We start from the raw sequence: 22852 nt of genomic DNA, 5'->3' as shown, positions 1-22852 counted from the left end.
TCAGTCCACCGCCGCGAGCCGGTCCGCACCGACGGACTCCGAGGAGTGCCGCGCGAGCGGATGGGCGAGACCCACCTGCACGGCGGTCACCTTGTACTCCGGGCAGTTGGTGGCCCAGTCGGAGTTCTCGGTGGTCACCACGTTCGCGCCCGTCACCGGGTGGTGGAACGTGGTGTAGACGACGCCCGGCGGCATTCGGTCGGACACCTGCGCCTTCAGGGTCGTACGGCCCACCCGGCTGGCCAGCGTCACGAGGTCGCCGTCCCGGATGCCGCGGTTCTCGGCGTCCAGCGGATGCAGTTCGAGGACGTCCTCGGGGTGCCAGGCGACGTTCTCGGTACGGCGGGTCTGGGCGCCCACGTTGTACTGGCTGAGGATGCGGCCCGTGGTGAGCACCAGCGGGAAGCGCGATGTGGTGCGCTCGTCCGTCGGGACGTACGTGGTGACCATGAACTGGCCCTTGCCACGCGTGAACGCGTCCACGTGCATCGTGGGCGTGCCCTCGGGCGCGTCGTCGTTGCACGGCCACTGGACGCTGCCGAGCTTGTCGAGGACGTCGAAGGAGATGCCCTTGAACGTCGGCGTGACCCGGGCGATCTCGTCCATGATCTGGCTCGGGTGGTCGTACGCCATCGGGTAGCCCATGGCGGTGGCGATCTCGCAGACGATCTGCCACTCGTGCTTGCCCGTCTTCGGCTTCATCACCGCGCGCACCCGGTTGACCCGGCGTTCGGCGTTGGTGAAGGTGCCGTCCTTCTCCAGGAAGGACGCGCCCGGCAGGAAGACGTGCGCGAACTTGGCCGTCTCGTTGAGGAACAGGTCCTGCACCACGACCAGGTCCATCGCCGCGAGGGCCGCGCTCACGTGCTGGAGATTGGGGTCGGACTGGGCGATGTCCTCGCCGTGCACGAACAGGCCGCGGAAGGAGCCGTCGATCGCCGCGTCGAACATGTTGGGGATGCGCAGACCCGGTTCCGGCAGCAGCTCGCGGCCCCACAGCTCCTCGAACACGGTGCGCACCGCGTCGTCGGAGACATGCCGGTAGCCGGTGAACTCGTGCGGGAAGGAGCCCATGTCGCAGGAGCCCTGCACATTGTTCTGGCCGCGCAGCGGGTTGACGCCGACGCCCTCGCGGCCGATGTTGCCGCACGCCATCGCGAGGTTGGCCATCCCCATGACCATCGTGGAGCCCTGGCTGTGCTCGGTGACGCCGAGGCCGTAGTAGATGGCCGCGTTGGGCGCCGCCGCGTACAGCCGTGCCGCGGCGCGGAGCTGGTCGGCCGGTACCCCGGTGATCGGCTCGGTGGCCTCCGGGCTGTTCTCCGGCAGGGCCACGAACTCGGCCCACTCGTCGAAGCCTTCGCACCGGTCCGCCACGAAGCCCTGGTCCACCAGAGCCTCGGTGACGACGACATGCGCCATCGAGTTGATGACGGCGACGTTGGTGGACGGCTTGAGCTGGAGGTGGTGGGCCGCCTCGATGTGCGGAGAGCGCACCAGGTCGATCCGGCGCGGGTCGACCACGATCAACTGGGCGCCCTCACGCAGCCGGCGCTTCATCCGCGAGGCGAACACCGGGTGCCCGTCGGTGGGGTTGGCGCCGATCACCATGATGACGTCGGCCTCGGCCACCGAGCGGAAGTCCTGTGTGCCCGCCGACTCACCGAACGTCTGCTTCAGCCCGTAGCCGGTGGGGGAGTGGCAGACGCGGGCGCAGGTGTCGACGTTGTTGTTGCCGAACGCCGCGCGCACCATCTTCTGGACGACGTACACCTCTTCGTTGGTGCAGCGCGAGGAGCTGATGGCGCCGATCGAACTCGGCCCGTACGTCTCCTGGATGGCGCGCATGCGCGTGGCGACCGTCCGGATCGCCTCGTCCCACTCGACCTCGCGCCACGGGTCCGTGATCTTCTCGCGGACCATCGGCTTGAGCTTGCGGTCGGGGTGGGTCGCGTAGCCGAAGGCGAAGCGGCCCTTGACGCAGGAGTGGCCCTCGTTCGCGCCCCCGTCCTTGTACGGCACCATCCGGACCAGCTCGTCGCCGCGCAGCTCGGCCTTGAAGGAGCAGCCGACGCCGCAGTACGCGCAGGTCGTGACGACCGAGCGGGACGGCATGCCGAGCTGGACGACCGACTTCTCCTGCAGCGTGGCCGTCGGGCAGGCCTGCACACACGCGCCGCAGGAGACGCACTCGGAGTCCATGAAGGCCTCGCCGGCACCGGCGGACACCTTGGAGTCGAAGCCGCGGCCCTCGATGGTCAGCGCGAACGTGCCCTGCACCTCGCCGCAGGCGCGCACACAGCGCGAACACGCGATGCACTTGGACGGGCTGAAGTCGAAGTACGGGTTGCTCTTGTCGGGTTCGGCGTCGAGGTGGTTCTCGCCCTCGTACCCGTACCGCACCTGACGCAGCCCGACAGCGCCCGCCATGTCCTGCAGTTCGCAGTCGCCGTTGGCCGAGCAGGTCAGACAGTCCAGCGGATGGTCGGAGATGTACAGCTCCATGACGCCCTGGCGCAGCTTCTCCACCTTTGGCGTCTGGGTGCGGACGACCATGCCCTCGGCGCACGGCGTCGTGCAGGACGCCGGGGTGCCGCGCCGCCCGTCGATCTCCACCACGCACAGCCGGCAGGAACCGAACGGCTCCAGGCTGTCGGTGGCGCAGAGCTTGGGGATGTCGACGCCCGCGAGCGCGGCCGCCCGCATCACCGAGGTGCCCTCCGGCACCGTGACGGGCAGTCCGTCCACCTCGACCGAGACGGTGGCCGCACCCGGTCGCTCCGGGGTTCCGAAGTCGGGCTCCTTGAGCAGTGTCATGCCGTGCCCTCCTCCCTCGCGAGGAAGTCGTCGGAGAAGTGTGTGATGGCGCTGCGCACCGGCATCGGGGTCAACCCGCCCATGGCGCACAGCGATCCGTCGGTCATCAGCTCGCAGAGGTCCTCCAGCAGCGCGAGGTTCTCGTCGCGCTGCTCACCGGCCACGATCCGGTCGATCACCTCGACGCCGCGCACCGAACCGACGCGGCACGGGGTGCACTTGCCACACGACTCGGCGGCGCAGAACTCCATCGCGAAGCGCGCCTGCGAGGCCATGTCGACCGAGTCGTCGAAGACCACGACGCCGCCGTGCCCGAGCATGGCACCGGCGGCCGCGAACGCCTCGTACTCCATGGGCAGATCGAACATCGACGTCGGCAGATAAGCGCCCAGCGGGCCGCCCACCTGCACCGTACGCACCGGGCGCCCGCTGAGCGTGCCGCCCCCGAAGTCCTCGACCAGCTCACGCAGCGTGATGCCGAACGCCGTCTCGACGATGCCGCCCCGCGCCACGTTCCCGCCGAGCTGGAAGACCTGTGTGCCGCGCGAGCGTTCCACGCCGAGTTCCTGGTACGCCTGCGCGCCGTTAGCGAGGATCACCGGGACCGTGGCGAGCGTGAGGACGTTGTTGACGACCGTCGGCTTGCCGAACAGCCCCTCGATCGCGGGGATCGGCGGCTTGGCGCGCACCATCCCGCGCTTGCCCTCGAGACTCTCCAGCATGGAGGTCTCCTCGCCGCAGATGTACGCTCCGGCACCCACCCGTACGTGCAGGTCGAAGCGGAGCTCCGAGCCGAGGATGTGCTCGCCGAGCCAGCCCCGCTCGCGCGCGACGGAGATCGCGGCACGCATCGTGGCGACGGCGTCGGGGTATTCCGAGCGGATGTATATATAGCCCTCACGGGCGCCGACCGCGTGGGCGGCGATCGTCATGCCCTCGATGAGCATGAACGGGTCGCCCTCCATGACCATGCGGTCCGCGAAGGTGCCGCTGTCGCCCTCGTCGGCGTTGCAGCAGACGAACTTCAGCTCGTCCGCGCACTCCAGTACGGTCTTCCACTTGATGCCGGCCGGGAACCCGGCCCCGCCCCGGCCGCGCAGCCCGGACTCAGTGACGGCGGCGACGACGTCGGCGGGCGGCAGCTCAAGTGCCCTGCGCAGTCCGGCGATTCCGCCGTGCCGCTCGTAGTCCTCGGGGGAGAGGGGGTCGGTGATGCCGACCCTGGCGAAGGTGACCCGGTTCTGGCGCGCCAGCCACGGAAGTTCGTCCATGACCCCGAGCCGCAGCGGGTGGTCGGCGCCGTCCAGGAAGCCGGCGGCGGCGAGGATCGGCACGGCCTCGGGCGCCACCGGGCCGTAGCCGACGCGTCCTTCGGCGGTGACCACCTCGACCAGGGGTTCCACCGAGAGCATGCCGCGCGACCCGTTGCGCACGACCTCGACCGGCCGGCCCTGGTCGGCCGCGGCCTTCCGGACCGCCTCGGCCACCGCGTCCGCGCCGACCGACCGCGCCGCCGAGTCGCGCGGGACGTACACGCGCACCGGGGAGTTCGCGTCCTGGGTCACGACGTCACCGCCTCGTCGAGGATCGAGCGCAGCCGAACCGCGCTCATACGCCCGAGCACCTCGCCGTTCACCTCGACGGACGGGCCGAGCGCGCAGTTGCCGAGACAGAAGACCTGCTCCACCGTCACCGACCCGTCGGCGCTCGTCCGCCCGAGCGGCAGGCCCGTGCGCTCCTCGGCGCAGCCGACGAGGGCACTCGCACCGAGCGCCTGACAGGCCTCGGCGCGGCAGATGCGCACCGTCGTACGCCCCGCCGGCGCGTCACGGAAGTCGTGGTAGAAGGTGACCACCCCGTGCACGTCCGCCCGGGACAGATTGAGTTCCCGGGCGAGCAGCGGGACGGCCTCCTTCGGTACATGGCCCAGTTCGGACTGGATGGCGTGCAGGATCTCCAGCAGCGGGCCGCGCTGGTGGCGATGAGCCGCCACGATCGCACTGATGGCGGCCTCCGTCGTCACGTCACTGACGCTCGTCGTCATGATTCCTCCCCCTCACCGTCGCGCGCATGTGCATCCCTGGCCTTGCTCGGTTGGCTCCACGGGGTGGTGATCGACGGGCCCGGCGACCTGGCCGCCCTGCTCGTGCGGTGCATAACGCCCCTGAGTGCAAGCTGAGTTGTGTAGCTTAGTCACGTGTACGAGTGGTTCTCGAATACTGTATGCAGTCCGGATTCGAGAAGTCCACCGTCCGGAGCGTGCCAAGTACGGCCGCGGAACGCGGCCCGAACTCACCCCGGCGGGCGGTCAGAGCAGGGCCGTGGAGGCGGTCGGCGCGGTGTCCGGTGAGGGCAGCTCGGCCAGCCATGTGCGCACGGTGCTGAGCACCCCGTCGAGCCCGCCGCCGTCCCGCCCGAGCATCGCGCCCGCTGGGATCAGCACCGGGTCGGCGCACACGGTGGACGCCCCGCAGCCACGGGGACCCGCGCCCCTCGGACGGGCCGGCACGTGCAGACCCGGGGCGTCGGCCGGAACCAGCCAGAGTGTCTGGCCGGCTGCGCCGTCGACCGGCCCCGAGGACCAGACATAGCTGTCGGCCTCGCCCGCCGCGACGACGTCGCGCTTACGGGCGTGCAGCGCCACCACGTCACCGGTGCGCCGTGCCGCGGAGCCCGCCTCGCCCGGTCCGTCGTCGGTCAGCGCGAGGGTGCTGAGGTGGTGGCCTACGGCGATCTTGCGGCGCACCCACGGGCTGCCGTACGCCTCGAGGAAGGCGACGGCGGCGTAGTGGGAACGGAGCACGGCGGCGGTGGCCGGGCAGGTGCCGGAGACGAGGTTCACGACGTCGGTGGCCTCGGTGAGGCCCAGGCCCCCGCCGCCGACATCGGTGGAGACTGTGAGGCCGAGCAGCCCCGCCTCTCCGAGGGCGGCCACCGACGCGCGCGGAAACCGCTCGCGCGTGCTGGTGAGCTCGGCCGAGGGGGTGATGGTGCTGCTCAAGACGTAGGAGAGGGCGGAGCGGTACGGCATGGAGCGGCTCCTTGCAGTCTCGGAGGATTGCATACTGTATACTGCACCAGCTTGCGCGGGAATACCGCGCGTTCGATCACTCTCGGGAGAACCTTCAACGCCCGGACCGGGCACGTCCCTTCCGGGTCGTGCGCTCGCGGTAGCTCGTGCGGGTGTGTTCCGTGTGGGCCCGCATCAGCCGCTGGGCGCGCTGCTCGTCGCCCGACTCGATGGCGTCGATCATCGCCTGGTGCTCGTCCCAGGACAGCGCGCCACGGCTGCGGGCGACCGGCGTGTAGAACCAGCGGACGCGCCGGTCCACCTGCGCGGACAGTTCCGCCAGGACCGAGTTCGCGGCGGTTTCCATCACATACGCGTGGAAGGCGGCGTTGGCCGCGACCACGGCGTCGATGTCGTCGGACTTGAGTGCACGCTCGCCCGCCTCGCACAGCTCGCGCAGCCGCGCTGTCGTCTCCGGGGTGGCGTTGGCCGCCGCCAGTCGTGCTGCCTCGGCCTCCAGCAGGCCGCGTACGACGAGCAGTTGATCGGCCTCCTCCTCTGTGGGATCGTGCACGAAGGCGCCCTGCGCCGGGCGCAGATCGACCCACCCCTCGGTGTTGAGTCGCTGCAGGGCCTCGCGGACGGGCTGGCGCGAGACTCCCAGAAGTCCTGCGAGTTCGGTCTCGACCAGATGCTGTCCGGGCTTGAGCGACCTCGTGACGATGAGATCCAGAAGAGCCTCGTAGACACGTTCGCGCAGCGGGCCGGAACGCTCGAGCTTGGACACGGAGCCGGACGGCAGCGCGGCAGACGCCATGGCTTCACCCCTCGGTCGCGACTCACCCGAGCCAGAGATTGGATTTCGTCTACAGTCTACCGTCCGCTGTCTCGGATCCGGGTGATGTCATGAGCCTTGTCAGTGTGACGCGGAATACTGTAGACAGAATGGTGTCGACCATTTCGTGAGGTCATGCCGGTCATGGACACGCCACAGACACGCGGTCCCGTTCTCCGCGGCACCCCCATGAACGTGTACACGGGCGAGCAATGCCGGTCTCGGCGTGTGGCGGCCACCACGCGCCGGCGGCGACGCGGCACGTGACACGGATGCGGGACCGGCCGGCGGGTGCGCCCCCTGGGCCGGCCGGTCCCCTGCGTCCGCCTCGGCCGGGCGGCCCGAGTCAGCCGCCGAACACACTGGTCAACAGCGCCACGTTGAGCGCCACCACGACGACACTGACCGCCCACGCGCCGCATGTCGTCGCCCGCCGGTTGACCCAACGGCCCATCACCGACCGGTCCCGGGTGACCAGCACGAGCGGGATCAGGGCGAAGGGGATGCCGAAGGACAGGATGATCTGGCTGACGACGAGGCTCTGTGTCGGCCCGGCACCGGCGGCCAGGACGGCGATCGCCGGGATCATGGTCACCAGCCTGCGCAGCAGCACCGGGATCCGGCGGCCGAGGAAGCCGCCCATGACCACCTCGCCCGCGTACATGCCGACGCTGGTGCCCGCGAGTCCCGAGACGAGCAGGGCCAGCGCGAAGGCGAGCGCCGCGAGCGGTCCGACGAGACGACCGTACGCGTCGTGCGCGGCGGCCAGCGAGTCGGCGGCGCCCGGCGCACCGGGGTGGAACAGGGTTGCGGCGGACACCAGCAGAGCCACATTGACGGCCCCCGCGAGACCCATCGCGACGAGGACGTCGGTACGCACATGCCGCAGCAGCCGGTGACGCAGTGGCCGGTCCGGGTCCTCGGGCGGGCCACCTGCGCCCGGCGAGAGATCGAGACTGTAGCGGTCACTGGTGAGGGCCGAGTGCAGATAGATGACGTGGGGCATGACGGTCGCGCCGACGATGCCACCGGCCAGCACGAGACTGTCCGCACCGGACAGCCGAGGCACGAGCCCGTCCACCGACTCACTCAACGGCGCACCGGCGCCCAGGACTTGACCCAGGAACAGGGCCAGCAGACAGGCCAGCCCCGCCGCCATCAGCACCTCGAACCGACGCCGCCCGCGCCCGCGCATGGGCATGAGCAGGAGCGAGACGGCGCCGACGAGCACCCCGCCGAGCCACAACGGCACCCCGGCCAGCAGATTCAGCGCGATGGCACCACCGACCACCTCGGCGAGGTCGGTCATCACGACGACCGCCTCCGCCTGCACCCACAACCCCCACACCACGGGCCGCCGATACCGGGCCCGGCACACCGCGGGCAGACTCATCCCGGTGGCGACCCCCAGCTTGGCGGAGAGGTACTGCAACAACATCGCCACCACGTTCGCGGTGAGCAGCACCCACAGCAGCAACGGCCCGAAGGTGGCCCCGGCCTGCACGTTGGTGGCGAAGTTCCCCGGATCGACATACGCGACGGCCGCCACGAAGGCGGGCCCGAGCAGCGAGTACGACAACCCGGCCCGCAACCGGGGCCGCCGCTCCCCGGGAGTCCGCCCGGAAGCCCGTGACGATCGAGGCGGATCAAGCTGCCCGGACTCGGCAGAGGTGGGCTCGGTCGCCATGGGTTCTCCTCATCACGGGGTTGCGGAAGCGCCCTGAAGGGGCGCGGGGAACTGCGCGACCAGCCACAACCAACCCGCAGCCGACCACGACCCGCACATGGCAGACGAAACGCACCCCCTACGGAATGTTGGACGGCCGAGGCAACCCCTCCGCAAGATCACCGATCTCCGGCGAGACAATGGCCCCGGGATGCCCGACGACCTCCTCGACGACCAGCGTCTCGGTAGTCAGAAGCAGCGCAGCGATGGACGCCGCACTCAGCAGAGCGCACCGCGTCACCTTCACCGGGTCGACGATCCCCCGCTCATGCAGATCGACATACTCACCGGCCAGCGCGTCCAACCCGCTCCCCATCGGCAACCCCGCGACCGCTGCCTCCGCCTCCTCGGGATCGAGCCCCGCGTTGATGGCGATCCACCGCAGCGGTTCGGCGAGTGCCCGCTCGACGATCTCGCGCCCCGTCACCGCGTCACGGTCGGTCAGATCGACCGCTGCCAGGCCCGAACGAGCGTGCAGCAACGCCGCACCCCCACCCGCGACCACCCCCTCCTCGGCGGCCGCCCTCGTCGCCGCGAGGGAGTCCTCGAGCCGCATCTGCTTCTCCTTCAGCTCCACCCCGCTCGCGGCGCCGACACGGATCACCGCGACACCGCCGGAGAGCTTGGCGATGCGCTCGCCGAGCTTGTCCCGGTCGTGCTCATTGCTCGCGCGCTCCAGCTCGATCTTGAGGTTCTCGATGCGCTCGGCCACCCGCTCGTCGCCACCGGCCCCGCCGAGGACAGTCGTCGAGCGCTCCGTGGCGATGACCTTCTCCGCCCGGCCGAGGTCCTCGAGCGTGACGCCCTCCAGCGTGCGGCCGGCCGTCACGGTGATGACCCGCCCGCCGGTGAGCGCGGCCATGTCCTCCAGCTCGGCGATCCGCCGGAAGCCGAAGCCGGGTGCCCGCACGGCCAGTGAACGGAACGTGCCGTGCGCGGCGTTGGTGACCAGCATCCCGAGCGCGGGCCCGTCGACGTTCTCGGCGATGACGACCAGCGGCGAGCCGGCGCGCATCACCAGCTCCAGGACCGGCATCAGCTCCTGCACACGCGTGATCTTCGTGTCGCAGTACAGCAGGTACGGGTTCTCCAGGACCGCCTCCATCCGCCCCTCGTCGGTGATCATGTACGGCGAGATCCATCCGTTGTCGAACTCCAGCCCCTCCGCGTACTCGACGGACAGCCCCAGGGTGGACGCCTCCTCCACGGTGACGACGCCCGTGCGCCCCACCCGCGCCACGGCCTCGGCGATGGCCTCACCGATCGCGGGGTCGTTGCCCGCGGACAGCGCGGCCACACGCACGAGTTCGTCGTCGGAGCGCACCGGCCGCGCCTGGGCGGCGAGCGAGCCGACGGCGGCGGCGACCGCGGCCTCGATGCCGTTCTTCAACAGCACAGGATTGGCACCGGAGTTGACTGCCTTCAGCCCTTCCCTGACGATCGCCTGCGCGAGCACGGTCGCGGTCGTCGTCCCGTCGCCGACATCGCCGTTCGTCCGCGTGGCGACCTCCTTGACGAGTTGCGCGCCCATGTTGGCGAAGGGGTCCTTGAGCTGGATCTCGCGGGCGATGGTGACGCCGTCGTTGGTGATGGTGGGCGGACCGGTGAGCTTCTCCAGCACCGCGTTGCGGCCCTTCGGCCCGAGGGTGACGCGCACCGCGTCGGCCAGTGCGTTCACCCCGCTCTCCAGCAGTGCGCGCGCTTCGGCGTTGAAGCGCAGTTCCTTCGCCATGGCGGTGTCGTCCCTTCGGTACGGCGGTGTACAGGGGTACGCGGGGGTGGAGCGGTGGCGGCGGCCGTGTATGCGGATTCCGTGGTGCGCCGACCCTCTACGGGTCCACGGACCGGCCGCCGCCACCTGTTCGGGGCGGGCGCGTCGCGTGCTACGACGCCTTCTCCCTCCGGTGTCCGGAGCCGTAGCGGGTGGCCAGCAGCCCTTCGCACAGCTCGGTGTTGGTGCCGATGCCGACGGCAGCGGTACGGCCGCGGCGCAGGTGCCGTTCGAGGCCCACGGCCGGTACGGCGTGTCCGTGGTCGTCCGTGAACAGCGGGGCGGTCGCGTCGGCGGGCAGGCCGAGCGCGGTGCGGCGTCTGCGCAGGGTCACCGTGAGTCGTTCCGGCAGATCACCGAGCCGGGCCTCGGCCAACTGCCGTATCGTCCAGCCGCGTTCGAGGAGCCGGCGGCCGAGACCGGCCTGTGCGGCCAGGTGGCCCTTGCGCAGGAACACCGCCCGCAGCTCCTCCAGCCGTCCGGCGTCGGCGAGTCCCGGGAACGTCTCGGCGAACGACTTTCCGCAGTCCACTCCCTGGTTGATCTCGTCCGAGGCGAAGTGGTCCTCCAGGACCACCGTGCACCGGCCGGCCCAGGTGAGCCCGGCCAGGGCACGCCGGGCGTCCTCGACCATCAGCCAGGCGAAATTGGGTGCGCAGAAGTAGGTGGGCAGCCGGAGTCTGGCCTCGACCGCGCCGTCGGCACCGACGCTGACGGCCCGGACGAAGCCGAGGTCGGTGATGGGACGGTCGAGTTCCGGGTCGAGCACCGCCGCCAGTGCCGCGTTGACGGCGGTGACCCGGTCGACCGCGTCGGTGACGGCGGTCATGCCCCCACCCGTGCGGCCGACGGCACCTGGGCGCTCTCCGGGACCTTCAGGTCGTACAGCCGGGCGTGGTTGAGGCCGAGGATCTTTCGCTTGGCGTGCGTGGTGAGCGTGCCGTACTCGCCCTGCAGGTCCTCGGGGATCTGGAAGTCGACGAACTTCTCGATCAGCCACTTCGGGCTCCAGATCGCGTAGTCGCTGCCGAACACGATCCGGTCCTCGTCGAGCCAGTACAGCAACTCCCCGATCACCTGGGCGAAGTAGCGCGGCCGGGAGTGGATGAACGGCATGACCACCGACAGGCCCGCGTACACGTTGGGCTCCTGCGTGGCGATCCAGCAGAAGTCCTCCAGGCGGGGCAGTCCGGAGTGTTCCACGACGAAGTTCAGGCCCGGGAAGGCGGTGGCCGCGTGGTCCACGTCCGCGACGTCGAAGGCGTCGCGGTCGAGCGGCCAGATGGTGGGGCCCTTGTGCACGTGGATGTTGCGGATGCCCAGTTCCTCGCACAGGGCGAGATAGTCCTGCGCCTCGGGGTCGGACAGCTTCCAGCCCTTGGACGAACCACGCCACTCGGCCGTGTAGAGCTTGACGCCGCGCAGGTTCCACTCCGCCGCCAGCTGCCGCAGCCGTTCCAGGCCGGCCTCGCCCTCGCGCGGGTCGAAGGAGCCGTTGGCGATGAGCCGGTCCGGGTACTTACGGGCCAGTCGGCCGTTCGCCTCCGTGGTGTTGAAGCCGCTCCGGTAGAACTCGTTGAGATACGTGGGCTGGAAGATGCCCCAGTCGACGTAGCCGGTCTCGAACAGGTCGTGGACCAGGTCCTGTTCGGTGTACTTCCGGAACTTCTCCAGGGACCACACCCATTCCTGCGGGCTGAGGTTGCGCTGGTAGTCGTAGAAGCAGCGGATGAAGCCCTCGCCGTACTTGTTGGCGGTGTTCTCCTCGCTCGCGTCCCAGAAGTGGATGTGGCCGTCGACGACGAAGTAGTCGACTCCGTCCTTGCGGTACATACGGACCTCCTCGCTGCCCTCAGTCGACCGGTCGGAGGTCGAAGTCGATGTACTCGGCGGCGTCCTCGGGGTTGGCGAACAGCACGGTGCGGTCGTCGAGGTGGACCATGCGGCCGTAGTGGGTGGACATGATCTCCTCGAAGTCGGCCTGGTCGAAGTCGAAGCCGAGGGCCTTGGAGATCTCGTCGAAGTCGAAGGTCAGCACGCGCTCGCCGTCGACGCGGATCATCGAGGGGAAGTCGGTGACGGTGACGTTCTCCTTGCCGCGCATGACGTCGGCGACGACGTGGCCGTTCTGGTTGTTCATCAGCGTCACGCCGCACTTGTTCGACGAGGTGCGGTCCGCGCTGAACGGCTGGGGGAGGGTGGTCACTTGGCGGTCCTCTCGCTCGTACGGTCGGCGGGGGCTTCGAGGCCGAGGTCGGCGACCAGACGGCCGAAGCGCTCCTTGGCGCGGTCGAGGCTGTCCTCGAAGCGGACGGGCTTCTCGCTGGGCTGCGACCACAGCGGCTGCAGCCGACGGGCGGCCTCCAGGCTCACCGGCACCCAGCGCGCCAGCCACTCCTGGGCGACCGCCCTGTTGCCGGCGCCGTGCGCGTCGTCGCCGAGCAGGAGCGTGAACAGGGCGCGGGTGTAGCGCAGGTCGCGGTCGTAGTCGTTCTCGCCGGCGCCGAGCACAGTCGGAGTGGTGTAGTCGCCGTTGCGGGCGGCGATCTGGAGCACCAGATGGCTGCGGAACAGCTCGCCGACGAGGGGTTCGAAGACGATGTTGGCCGCGAACAGTGCCTCGGCCCAGTCCTCCACCGCGGTCAGCCGCTCGACGTTCTCACGCACGCCCTGCCAGGCCGGGTCGGACTGCCACACGTCCTTGTGTGCGGAACCGTCGAAGCCGTCCAGCTGCTCCTCGATGTCCAGGTTGTAGAGCGCGAGGTCCTGGGCGAAGCGGAGCTTGTGGGCGCCGTTCACCGCCAGCGCATTGTTGATCATGTTGGTGGGCGCGGACCGCTGGATCGCCACGAACACATGCATGCCGAGGCCCTGTTCGGCGTGCATCCACGCGCCGACGTGCCGCTCGACGAAGCTCGCCCAGGAGCGCGCCCACTGGCCGTACGCCTCGGCCTTGCGGGCGTTGGCCAGGTTCTGCTGGACCTGCCGTACGACGTTGGCGTTGTTGCGGTAGATCGTCTGCTCCCACTCCTCGTTGGGGTCGAGGAAGCGGTGCCAGTCGGACGACTTGAGGGCGGTCCAGTCCTGCGGGTATCCGGCGGACCCGTCGGCGAAGCCGTAGATCCAGCCCTGGAGCAGGTGCCGCTCGGGGTCGGGCTGGACGTCGAAGGTGACGTCCTCGTACATGGTGGCCCGCAGCTTCTGGGGCTTGTAGTAGGAGAAGGCGCGGCTGGTGGAGCTCGGGAAGGTGAGGGCTCCCGCCTCCGCGTCCGTGAACTGCGGCTTGGGGAAGCTGCGTTCGGCCTTGACCGGCTTGTCGGCTTGCGTGGTCATGCGTACGGCTCTCCTCGCGACGGTCGGGTCAGGTGTCGGTGGAAGTGGTGAACTTGTCCAGGAAGATCCGCTCCTCGGGCATGCCCTTGCCGGTGAGCAGGTCGACAGCGGCGTCGCACATCGGGGGCGGCCCGCAGAGATAGGCGTCGGCCCGCGACAGGTCGCCCTCGTGGCGGTCGACGACCTCGGTGATGAGGCCGGCCTCGTACGATCCCGACGCGTCCTCGGACAGCGCCGGGACGTACGCGAAATCGGGGATCCGGGCCCCGAGTTCGGCGATCTCGTCGAGGGCGAACAGGTCGCGTGACGTGCGGGCGCCGTAGTAGAAGCGGGTGCGCCGGGCGGTGCCGGTGGCGACGAGGGCGCGCAGCTGGGCCAGGATCGGGGCCATGCCGGCGCCGCCCGCGAGGAGGATCAGGTCGCGGTCCGGGGCGTCCCGCATGACGCAGGTGCCGTAGGGACCCTTCACCGTGAGCGGATCGCCCGGACGCAGCCGCTCACCGTCGAGCAGTCCGGAGAACAGCCCGCCGGGGTAGCGCTTGATGAGGAACTCCAGCTCGCCGCCCGGCAGTCCGGCCATGGAGAAGGACCGCCACTGCTCGGTGCCGGGCACCTTGATGTCGACGTACTGCCCGGTGCGGTAGGGGAGTTCGTCGGCGGGGTCGAGTGTAAGGGCCAGCCGGACGATGTCGTGCGTCTGCGCCTCGACCGCGCCGACCGTCGTGCGGGCCTCGCGGGGCGGGATGCCGTTGAGGAGCATCTCCTCGTCGTAGTTGATGAGTTCGACGGAGAGATCGCCGTAGGCGTGCGCCCGGCACAGCAGGACGTAGCCCTCCTCGCTCTCGTAGTCGGCGAGCGCGAAGGTCGAATAGCGCTCCATCTGCTGGTCGCCGTCCAGCAGGAAGGACTTGCAGGAGGAGCACTGGCCCTCCTTGCAGCCGTGCATGAGCATGACGCCCTGGCGGAACGCGGCGTCCAGGACGGTCTCCTCCTCGTCGGCCTCGATCTCGATGCCGACGGGTTCGAAGCGGATGCGGTGCTTGTCGCCCACAGGGACCAGCCTTCCGGGGCGGCGACCCCGCGACGGTTCGTCGCCGCCCCTTGCCCGGGTTCGGTCAGAGCATCGACGGGGTGATGTTGCTGCGGCTGCGGTAGTCCGCGACGTGCGCCTCGCGCTCCTCGTCGGACATCTCGTTCAGCGACACGTTGGGGCTGATGAACGTGTTGCCCCGCACGTCGTCGAGCGTCCACAGCTTCTTCGGGTCGTCGAGGTCGAGATGGGGCTGCGGGACCAGGGTCCTGCCGTCGTCACGGACGTAGCCGAGGTCCTGGATGATGTCGGCGAGGTCCTGGCCGTGGTAGACGGTCTCCCACTCGCGCTTGCCGGTCAGCCGGCCCATCGACGGCGTCGGCCGGCCCTCGTACTCGGGCCGGAACGCGGTCCGGTCGGTCCACGCGCAGGTCTCCGAGCAGTACGTGCGCCACTGGCCGTCGACCTTGTCGACCACCATGTCCTGCCGGATCAGGCAGGGCACCATGCACGACCAGCAGCGGTGCGGGTACTGGTAGCCGACGTCCTCGAACGCGATCGGCTTGTTCGCGCCCGGGTGCCTCAGCCGGTTGTACGCCTCCCACCAGGCGCCGTACTCCGCGTACCAGCCCGGGTACTTGGACTCGAACCACTCGAAGTCGTCGTCCGTCATCCCGTCGATGCGCCAGAAGTTGACGGGCCAGCCGGTCGCGAAGAACTGGGCGACCTTGTGCACGTAGCCCTGCTCCCAGATCCGCTTCCACGCCTCCTCGACGAGGTCGTGCGGGATCTTCAGGCCGTACTTCTCCAGCGGGATCAGATACGACCGGTAGTAGTCGTCGTAGATCCAGCGGCGCCACATCTCCGCGTACGACTCGCGGTCCTTGCGGCGGTCCTTGGAGCCGTACTCGATGAACGTGCCGATGGCCGCGTCGACCACGCAGTGGTTGTTCCACCACGCGTAGCGCAGGTCGCGCTCCAGCAGCTGCCGGTTCTCCTCGTCGGCCAGCGCCATCAGCAGGATGGAGTAGCCGTTGGAGATGTGCCGCGACTCGTCCGACTGCACCGAGTGGAACACCGTCGGCAGCAGATAGTCGCCGTTGGCGGCCGCCTCGGCGGGCATGGCCACGAACAGGGTGTTGGTGAAGGCGGTCTCGGCGACCAGCGTCAGATAGACGTTGGCAGCGGTGATCGCGTCACCGGTGATGAATCCCTCGCCGAACTGCCGGCCGATGGTGCCGGCGTAGCAGTTCGCGAACGCCTTCTCCGAGATGTCGAACCCGGCGGGGTCGATGTAGTGGTTCATGTAGAGGCGCTTGAGGTTCATCTGGATCGTGGAGTGCCGTACCTCGTCGATCATCTGGACGGCGAGTCCGTTGTGCAGCTGCGGGTTGGGTACGGCGCCGATCGCCATCGGCATCGCGCGGGCCGCGCTGATCTCGGGGAACGGGATGATCGACAGGAACAGCTTCTGCCACTCCATCCAGCGCTGCTGGACCTGGCGGAACATGTTGCCGCGGATCGCGCCGTCCATCGCGCCGTAGACCCGGTTGTCCTTCTCCTCCTCCATCGGGAAGTAGGAGCGCAGGACCTGCTTGAGCGGGTCCTTCTTGGGGGCCTTGTCGAAGCGGTAGTCGGTGGCGAAGCGCGTCGCGGGCGTCGCGAACGTCGGCTCCCACGACAATTCGGTGATCTTCTTGTGCGCCTTGCTCAGGCTCTGTCGGCTCACGGGTGAGACTCCTCCGGCTGACTCGGCGGCGAGGCATGGCCTCGGTCGGCCCGGTGCCGCGGCGGCGCACTGCCGTCGATGACCGGGGCGCCGCCCATCGTGGGGGCACACGCCGAGGCAGGTCGTCTCAAGTTGAGACACGGGTCATGACACGGGTATGGCCTCCGTCGGACGGCCGGACTTAACGTGCTGGAAATACCTGGACCCGGAGGGTCACCACAGCGACCGGAGCGTCACCGCAGCACGCAGAGGCGTCATCGCAGCACACCGTGGCGTCATCGAACGGCAGAAGGCACAGAGCCGATGGAACCCTTGGAACCCGCCGCACCCTTGGAATCCCTGAAGCCCGTGGAACGGCCCCGGCCGTCCCCCTCGGCCACCCCGCTCGCTCTCGACCGCCCCGTCCCGCACCTCAACCCCGTCCGCGCCCGCACCCTGTTCCTGGAGGGCAGCAGCGTCCCCGAGGCCGACGTACGGGAGCCGATCCTCAGCTCCTGGCAGCGCTCCCGGTTCTGGGGGGTGGACGCCGACCGCATCGAGGCGCCGTACAACGCCGACTTCGATCCGCACTCCCGGCTCGCCACGGCTGCCCGGCCGGTCCTCGACCGGCTCTCCGAAGCCCTCCAGGGCACTCCCATGTCGCTGATCCTGACCGACTCGAAGGGGCGGGTGCGCGAACGCAGGACGGGGGACCGGGCCCTGCACCGGCACCTCGACGACATCTGCCTGGCGCCCGGCTTCAGCTATGCCGAGGAATACGTCGGCACCAACGGCATCGGCACCGCCGCCGAGGACGGCCGCACCGCGCACGTCTTCGGCTCGGAGCACTTCTCCGAGCGGCTGCAACGTGTGTCCTGCGCCGCCGCGCCGATCCGCAATCCCGCCAGCGGCCGGGTGATCGGCCTGATCGACCTGACGTCCTGGCAGCACACCGCATCCCCGCTGATGCTCGCCCTGGTCCGCGAGGCCGCCGCCGACATCGAGGAACGACTGCTCGACATCGGCTCGGAGCGTGAGCGCGCTGCCCTGCGCGCTTTTCTGACTTACCGTCAGAACTCTCGCAAGGCCCTTGTCACCCTCACGGACGGGCTGCTCCTCGCCGACGCCGCCGCCACCGAACTCCTCGGCCCCGACGACCACCGTAAGCTCCGTGAACTGGCCGCCGGCCCCACGGGCCTGAGCGAACAGCGCATGCTGCTCAGCGACGGGCGGGCCGTGCAGGTGCGGGGCCGGCAGGTGGAGGGGGAGGCGGCGGACGGCGTCCCGGCCGCGTATCTCATCGAGCTGCGGCTGGTCGCGGACCTGGACGAGCCCGCGTCGCGCGCGAGCGCCCAGGCGCCCCGGCTGCCCGGGATCGCCGGTTGCAGCCCCGCCTTCCAGGGCGTGGTCAACCAGCTGCTCCGGCACTGCGGACAGGGCCGCTGGACACTCGTGGACGGGGAGGCCGGCACCGGCAAGCACGAGTTGGTCCGAGCCGTCCACCGGCACGCCGCCCCCACGGCGCCGTACGCCGTGCACGACGCGGCTCACGCGCGCGCCGGCACCGCCGACTGGCTGCGCACGGTCTACCAGGACCTGGCCGAGGACCGCGGCACCGTCGTCCTGCGCCATCTCGAACTGCTCTCGGCCGCCGTCCTCGGGCAGCTCGACGCCGTACTGCGCACCACCGCCGGACGCTCGGGCTGGGTGGCCGCACTGCTCACCCGCGACCGGCCGACCCTGCCCCGAGGAGGTACTCCGCGCGACGGCACGGACCCGGTCGCGGCGGTCCGGGCGCGGTTCGGCGCGGAGGTCACGGTGCCGCCCCTGCGCCACCGTACGGCCGACGTCCCGCCGCTCGTGACCTGTCTGATCGCCCGTCAGGACGGGGACGTCCGCTGCACCGAGGGCGCGCTGCGCGCCCTGTCCCGCGCGCCCTGGCCGGGCAACGTCCGCCAGCTGGCCGGATCCCTCCGCTATGCCGACGCCCACCGCTCGGGCCCGCTGATCGAGGAGTCCGACCTGCCGCCCTCACTGCTCTCCCAGGCCCAACACCCCCTGTCCGCCTGGGAGTCCACGGAACGCGACCTCATCGTGCAGGCCCTCCTGGACCACGGCGGCGACAAGGCGAAGGCCGCGAAGGCGCTGGGAATCTCACGGGCCACGATCTACCGGAAGATCACGTCCTACGGGATCAGGCTGGGGCCGGACGCGAGGTGACGCAGGACCGACCCGCCGGGTTCAACGCCGGTAGAGGCTGACGACCCACAGACCCAGCCCCTCCCAGCACGTCAGCGCCAGGCCTGTGAGCGCCACAGCGGGGCCGTCCGCCGCGCCGGTCGCCGTCGCGATCGCGCCGCACACCACCAGCAGGACGCCCAAACCGCCGAACGCCAGCAGCCGTTCGCGGTGTCCCCATGCGCGTGCCACCATCCCGGACCTCCCCGCCTCGCCGTCTCGTCGCACGTCACGTAAAGCGTGCGGCAGGACGGCGGCGGCGGGTGTCTCACCCTGAGACACCTCTCACCCCGGGACACCCGAGCGTGGGTCCCGGAACCGGGCCGCCAGTTCGCTGCGGGAGCGGATGCCGAGCTTTCCGTAGATGTGCGTGAGGTGGTACTGCACGGTCTTCACCGAGATGTACAGCTCCAGCGCCGTCTGCTTGTTCGTCGCGCCCGAAGCCACCAGCCGGGCCACCGCCTGCTCCTGGGGCGTGAGCTGCGACAACCCGGGCGCGAGACGCGGGCTGTGCACACCGCCCGCCTGCACCTCCCGGTCGCAGAGCTCCACGTACGTCTGCGCGCCGAGCGTGACGTACAGGTCCCGGGCGTTGTGCAGCACCGTGTCCGCCTCACGGCGCTTGCCGGCCCGGCGCAGCGTCTGGCCGTACGCGAAACCGACACGGGCGCGGTCGAACGGCAGTGGCAGGGGCTCCAGTTGGCCGAGGGCCCGCTCGAACTCCTCGCGGGCGGTGGCGATGTCACCGAGCGCGCCGGTGAGCCGGCCCCGGGCCAGGCCCAGGCGCGCCAGGGTGGAGCGGTGCCCGCGCCTGGCGGCCAGGTCCTCGTACGGCTTCAGGAACGTGTCGGCCTCGTCGAGACGGCCGGTCATCACCAGGGCGTTGGCATACACGTCCTGCCACGGCCAGAAACCCGGCTCGTCGACCGAGGACCGGGACGGCAGCTGCAGGACGGGGGAGAGTGCCTCGATGACCCGCTCGTAGTCCCCGCGCGCCTCGGCGACCTGGGCCCGGGCCAGACACGAGGGCACGAGCATGACCTCGTACTGGTGCGGCGCCGCCGCGGCCTCGCCCACATGGTGGTCGGCGGCGTCCCAGTCGCCGCGCAGGGCGTGGATCTCCGCCGCCGTCCAGTGCACGGCCGGGCGGACGAGTTCTACCTGGACCTCGGCGAGGCGCGCCGACGCCCGCTGCACCGTCTCCAGTGCCTCGTCCCAGGCGCCCAGCGCGAACTGGGTGCGCGCCAGCCAGGCCTGCGCCCAGAGGGAGATCCGGGTGGATCCCATCCGGTACGAGGTCGGCACCGCGGCCTCGAGCCTGCGGCGCGCGGACTCCGGTGCGTCCAGGGCGAGGTCGATCCAGCCGCGGCCGAGCTGGAAGCGCTGCGGCTGGGCGCCGCCGGGCACCCGGGCGGCGGCCGCCTCGTAGGCCTTGACGGCCTCCTCGGGACGGCCCGACACAGCAAGTCCGAGGCCCAGGACGGCCTCCGACTCGACGGCCGACGGGTCGGTGGGGTCCGCCAGTTCGACGGCCCGCCGGGCCCAGGCGACCAGGTCGGGCCCGTCCCAGCGGCCCAGCGCGTGCAGTACCCGGCGCTGGCAGATCCGCGCCATCAGATCCGGATGCCGCTCGGGGTCGCAGCGCTCCCAGGCCCGGGTCAGCAGCACCTCCGCCTCCGCGGGACGGCCGCGCATGATGGCCAGATAGCCGAGCACCACCTCGCGCAGCGTGCTCACCGGGAAGCACTCCAGCTCGGCGGCGAAGCCGGCCGCCTGCGGCACGTCTCCGGCGCCGATCATGGCGTCGACGGCCCGCAGCAGCCGGTCCTCCCGGTCGGACCCCGCCGGGCTGAGCCTGCTGGCCCGCACCAGGGCATCGGCCGCCGTCGCCCATTCGCCGGCCGAGGCGCGCTCGCGCGCGTACCGGTCGAGTTCGGCGGCGAGCGCCGTGTCGGTGGTCGTCGTGGCGGCGACCTGGTGGGCCAGCTGCCGCTTGCGGTCCGCCGTGAGGCCCGCGGCCAGGCGGTGCAGCGCGGCGCGCCGGGTCAGCCCGATCGCGTCGAGCACGGCCGCGCGGATCAGCGGGTGGGTGAAGGACAGCAGCAGGCGGCCCGGGTCGACGGTGGCCGTGAGCAGGCCGGCCGCACGCGCCTCGTCCACGGCGGGCAGCGGCTCGGCGACGCCGGCGAGTGCGGCGGCCTCGGCGAGCGGCGCCTCGTCCAGTACCGCGCAGGCCTCCACCAGCGCCCGGGCGTCGTCGCCGCACCCGGCGAGCCGGTGCCGTACGGCCGCGGCGTAGCGCGCGGGGGCAGGCAGTTGCGGGCGCCAGTCCTGCCAGGTCTCGTGCGGCAGTTCGGCCAGCAGCCGGGCTGCATGGCGGGGGTTTCCGCCGGTGTGCACGCACAGCCGGCGGGCGGCGGGCGGTGTCAGAGGAACGCCGGTGTCCTGGGCGAGGGCGCGGATGTCCCCGGGGGTGAGCGGTGCCGGACGTACGGCGTCGTCGCGGCAGCCGTCGAGGAAGTCCAGGGTGCGCAGGACCGAGAGGGGCGGTTCCTCGCGCGGCTCCGTCACCTCGCTCGGTGTGTCCCGGGCGACGAGCAGGACGAGCACCCTGGCGCGCGTCATCCGCCGGATCGCGGAGCTGATCGCGCGCAGGCTCTCGACGTCCGCCCACTGCGCATCCTCGACGATCACCAGCAGCGGATCGCGCTCCTGCCGGGCCGACCAGCGCCGGTGCAGCAGTCGTCCCATCTCCGGCACCGACCCGGACACGTCGTCCTCGGCACCCGCGAGCTGCCGGGCCACTCCCAGCGGCAGCTCCGACTCCCAGGAGACGCCAGCGACCCGGAGCACCGCGCATCCGTCGGCCGGCGCGGTACGGAGCACGTGCTCGACGAGAGCCGTCTTGCCGATCCCGGCCGGGCCCTCGACCAGCAGCAGGCCCGGCCGTCCCGCGCAGGCGGCGTCGACCGCACGGGTCAGCGCGGCCACCTCGCCGGCCCGTCCGATCAGACGTCGCCGCTGCTCAGGACGGTCTTCCATGGGCCTGCACGCTAACACCGCCGGCGTCTCTCACCCCAGGTCCCCGCCCGCGACGGGCAGCACCGTGCCGGTGATGTACGACGCCTCGTCGGAGGCGAGGAAGCAGATCGCCGCGGCCTGCTCGTCGAGGGTGCCGTACCGCTTGAGCAGCGAGGAGCCGATCGTCTGGTCGATATGGGCCTGGAACCAGGCCTTCTCCCGCGCGGTCCGCTGCGGCGGCGTGCCCCGGGAGATCCGGCGGGGCGGTGCCTCGGTGCCGCCCGGCGCGGTGGCGACGACACGGACCCCGGCGCCCGCGTACTCGAGGGCGAGCGAGGCGGTGAGCGCGTTGATGCCGCCCTTGGCGGCCGAGTACGGGATCCGGTGGATGCCACGGGTGGCCGCCGACGACACGTTGACGCTCACGCCGTGTCCCTGGACCGTCATGGCGGGCAGTACCGCGCGACAGGTCCACAGCGTGGTGAGCAGCGAGCGCGTGATCTCCGCCTGGATCTCGGGCGCGGAGAACTCGGTGAACGGCCTTGAAGTTGATCGCGCCGCCCACGTTGTTCACCAGGACGTCGATCCGGCCGTGGTGCTCCAGTGCGGCCGCCGTCGCCTCCTGGGCCCCCGGGTATGTCTCCAGGTCGGCGGTGACGGCCTGCGCGCCCAGCTCGGCGGCGGACTCGTGGACCAGGTCGGAGCGGTCCACGAGGGTCAGCCGGGCGGACTCGGCGGCCAGCCGCCGCGCCACGGCGAGCCCGATGCCCTGGGCGGCACCGGTGACCAGGACCGTCTTACCGGCGAACCGGTCCGCGTGGACGGTGCTCATGCTCACGCCGCCTCCGCCGTCTGCCGTACGGCGGCCGGCCGCTGTTGCTGAACGTCCAACCGTGGAACGGACAGGTGAAGGTGGTCCGCCTGTCGGTCTTCCTGCGGCACAGCATCGCGCCGCGGTGACTGCACGCGTTGATCAGGCAGTGCAGCTCGCCCTGCTTGTCGCGGGAGATCACGACGGGCTGCCGGCCGATGTACGTGGTGAAGTAGTCCCCGGCCTCCGGGATCTGGCTCTCGTGCGCGAGATAGACCCAGTTCCCCTCGAAGATGTGCCGCATCTCCAGCTCGAACAGTTCCTCGTCGGTGAAGACGCTGCGCCGCACCCGGTACACACCGTTGTCCGGGTCCTCCACGAGGGCGTTCTCGAGGATGGTCCGCGCGCGGCTGAAGTCCTCGGTCATGGTCCCGTCCCTCCCAGCCATGTCCGCCGCCCGGACCCTCCGGCCGGCAACGGCCTGTAACGGCCGTTTTTCAGCACGATGGCTGCGCGGTGAAAAGTCGGCCCCAGACATTTCCCCAGGGTTGA

General features: G+C 70.7%; 18 protein-coding genes and 1 pseudogene. 1 reads left to right on the top strand and 18 read right to left on the bottom strand.

Annotated features, from left to right (window positions below; translation table 11 throughout):
• The 13 genes from fdhF to IEZ19_RS08305 all read right to left on the bottom strand — a co-directional run bounded on the left by fdhF (nucleotide 1) and on the right by IEZ19_RS08305 (nucleotide 16251).
• A complete protein-coding gene (gene fdhF, locus IEZ19_RS08365; RefSeq protein ID WP_189310443.1) occupies nucleotides 1-2817 on the bottom strand; it encodes a formate dehydrogenase subunit alpha in 2817 nt (938 codons plus the stop codon).
• Nucleotides 2814-4382: a formate dehydrogenase beta subunit gene (locus IEZ19_RS08360; RefSeq protein WP_189310442.1), complete on the bottom strand. Its 1569-nt coding sequence runs from the start codon at nucleotides 4380-4382 to the stop codon at nucleotides 2814-2816. Before IEZ19_RS08360 ends, fdhF begins: the two co-directional genes overlap by 4 nt.
• Complete coding sequence (locus tag IEZ19_RS08355; RefSeq protein WP_189310441.1) at nucleotides 4379-4861, bottom strand: formate dehydrogenase subunit gamma; 483 nt, start codon at nucleotides 4859-4861, stop codon at nucleotides 4379-4381. Before IEZ19_RS08355 ends, IEZ19_RS08360 begins: the two co-directional genes overlap by 4 nt.
• 264 nt (nucleotides 4862-5125) lie before the next feature.
• Nucleotides 5126-5848, bottom strand: a complete 723-nt coding sequence (locus IEZ19_RS08350; protein WP_189310440.1) for an acyl-CoA dehydrogenase family protein — start codon at nucleotides 5846-5848, stop codon at nucleotides 5126-5128.
• Nucleotides 5849-5942: 94 nt separating this feature from the next.
• Nucleotides 5943-6644 (bottom strand): GntR family transcriptional regulator, encoded by a 702-nt coding sequence (locus tag IEZ19_RS08345; RefSeq protein ID WP_189310439.1) that lies wholly within the window; start codon nucleotides 6642-6644, stop codon nucleotides 5943-5945.
• Between the two features lie 364 nt (nucleotides 6645-7008).
• The gene (locus tag IEZ19_RS08340; protein ID WP_229840082.1) at nucleotides 7009-8349 is read right to left on the bottom strand and encodes an Nramp family divalent metal transporter; all 1341 of its coding nucleotides are present in this window, start codon (nucleotides 8347-8349) and stop codon (nucleotides 7009-7011) included.
• A 118-nt stretch (nucleotides 8350-8467) separates the two neighbouring features.
• Nucleotides 8468-10120, bottom strand: coding sequence for a chaperonin GroEL (groL, locus tag IEZ19_RS08335; RefSeq protein ID WP_189310438.1), 1653 nt, complete (start codon nucleotides 10118-10120; stop codon nucleotides 8468-8470).
• 151 nt (nucleotides 10121-10271) lie between these two features.
• Nucleotides 10272-10988 (bottom strand): iron-sulfur cluster assembly protein, encoded by a 717-nt coding sequence (locus tag IEZ19_RS08330; RefSeq protein ID WP_189310437.1) that lies wholly within the window; start codon nucleotides 10986-10988, stop codon nucleotides 10272-10274.
• Complete coding sequence (locus IEZ19_RS08325; RefSeq protein ID WP_189310436.1) at nucleotides 10985-11992, bottom strand: amidohydrolase family protein; 1008 nt, start codon at nucleotides 11990-11992, stop codon at nucleotides 10985-10987. The genes IEZ19_RS08330 and IEZ19_RS08325 overlap by 4 nt, the downstream gene beginning before the upstream one ends.
• Before the next feature lie 19 nt (nucleotides 11993-12011).
• Nucleotides 12012-12365, bottom strand: a complete 354-nt coding sequence (gene mimD, locus IEZ19_RS08320; RefSeq protein ID WP_189310435.1) for a propane 2-monooxygenase effector subunit MimD — start codon at nucleotides 12363-12365, stop codon at nucleotides 12012-12014.
• A complete protein-coding gene (locus IEZ19_RS08315) occupies nucleotides 12362-13492 on the bottom strand; it encodes an aromatic/alkene monooxygenase hydroxylase subunit beta (RefSeq protein WP_189310434.1) in 1131 nt (376 codons plus the stop codon). Before IEZ19_RS08315 ends, mimD begins: the two co-directional genes overlap by 4 nt.
• A 28-nt stretch (nucleotides 13493-13520) precedes the next feature.
• Nucleotides 13521-14543: an FAD-binding oxidoreductase gene (locus IEZ19_RS08310; protein ID WP_189310433.1), complete on the bottom strand. Its 1023-nt coding sequence runs from the start codon at nucleotides 14541-14543 to the stop codon at nucleotides 13521-13523.
• Nucleotides 14544-14607: 64 nt separating this feature from the next.
• The gene (locus IEZ19_RS08305) at nucleotides 14608-16251 is read right to left on the bottom strand and encodes a ferritin family protein (RefSeq protein ID WP_189310432.1); all 1644 of its coding nucleotides are present in this window, start codon (nucleotides 16249-16251) and stop codon (nucleotides 14608-14610) included.
• 303 nt (nucleotides 16252-16554) lie between these two features.
• On the opposite strand from IEZ19_RS08305, the gene IEZ19_RS08300 reads away from it, so the two are divergent.
• Nucleotides 16555-18450, top strand: coding sequence for a sigma-54-dependent Fis family transcriptional regulator (locus tag IEZ19_RS08300; RefSeq protein WP_189310431.1), 1896 nt, complete (start codon nucleotides 16555-16557; stop codon nucleotides 18448-18450).
• A 21-nt stretch (nucleotides 18451-18471) separates the two neighbouring features.
• Here the strand turns inward: IEZ19_RS08300 and IEZ19_RS08295 are convergent, their stop codons facing one another.
• The 5 genes and pseudogenes from IEZ19_RS08295 to IEZ19_RS08280 form a co-directional block, all read right to left on the bottom strand.
• Entirely contained in the window at nucleotides 18472-18663 is a 192-nt protein-coding gene (locus IEZ19_RS08295; protein WP_189310430.1) for a hypothetical protein, read from the bottom strand.
• Nucleotides 18664-18753: 90 nt separating this feature from the next.
• On the bottom strand, nucleotides 18754-21510 hold the full coding sequence (locus tag IEZ19_RS08290; protein ID WP_189310429.1) for a helix-turn-helix transcriptional regulator: 2757 nt from the start codon (nucleotides 21508-21510) through the stop codon (nucleotides 18754-18756).
• Nucleotides 21511-21540: 30 nt separating this feature from the next.
• The gene (locus IEZ19_RS54380; protein WP_308428940.1) at nucleotides 21541-21990 is read right to left on the bottom strand and encodes an SDR family oxidoreductase; all 450 of its coding nucleotides are present in this window, start codon (nucleotides 21988-21990) and stop codon (nucleotides 21541-21543) included.
• Nucleotides 21991-22099: 109 nt separating this feature from the next.
• A pseudogene (locus IEZ19_RS54375) lies at nucleotides 22100-22321 on the bottom strand (SDR family NAD(P)-dependent oxidoreductase); the annotation flags it as partial.
• Complete coding sequence (locus IEZ19_RS08280; RefSeq protein WP_308428937.1) at nucleotides 22287-22727, bottom strand: Rieske 2Fe-2S domain-containing protein; 441 nt, start codon at nucleotides 22725-22727, stop codon at nucleotides 22287-22289. The pseudogene IEZ19_RS54375 and the gene IEZ19_RS08280, both read right to left, overlap by 35 nt.
• Nucleotides 22728-22852 lie beyond the last annotated feature (125 nt).

This window comes from Streptomyces brasiliensis, from assembly GCF_014647875.1.
Classification (GTDB): domain Bacteria; phylum Actinomycetota; class Actinomycetes; order Streptomycetales; family Streptomycetaceae; genus Streptomyces; species Streptomyces brasiliensis.
This window is presented reverse-complemented; position numbering and strand designations above follow the sequence as displayed.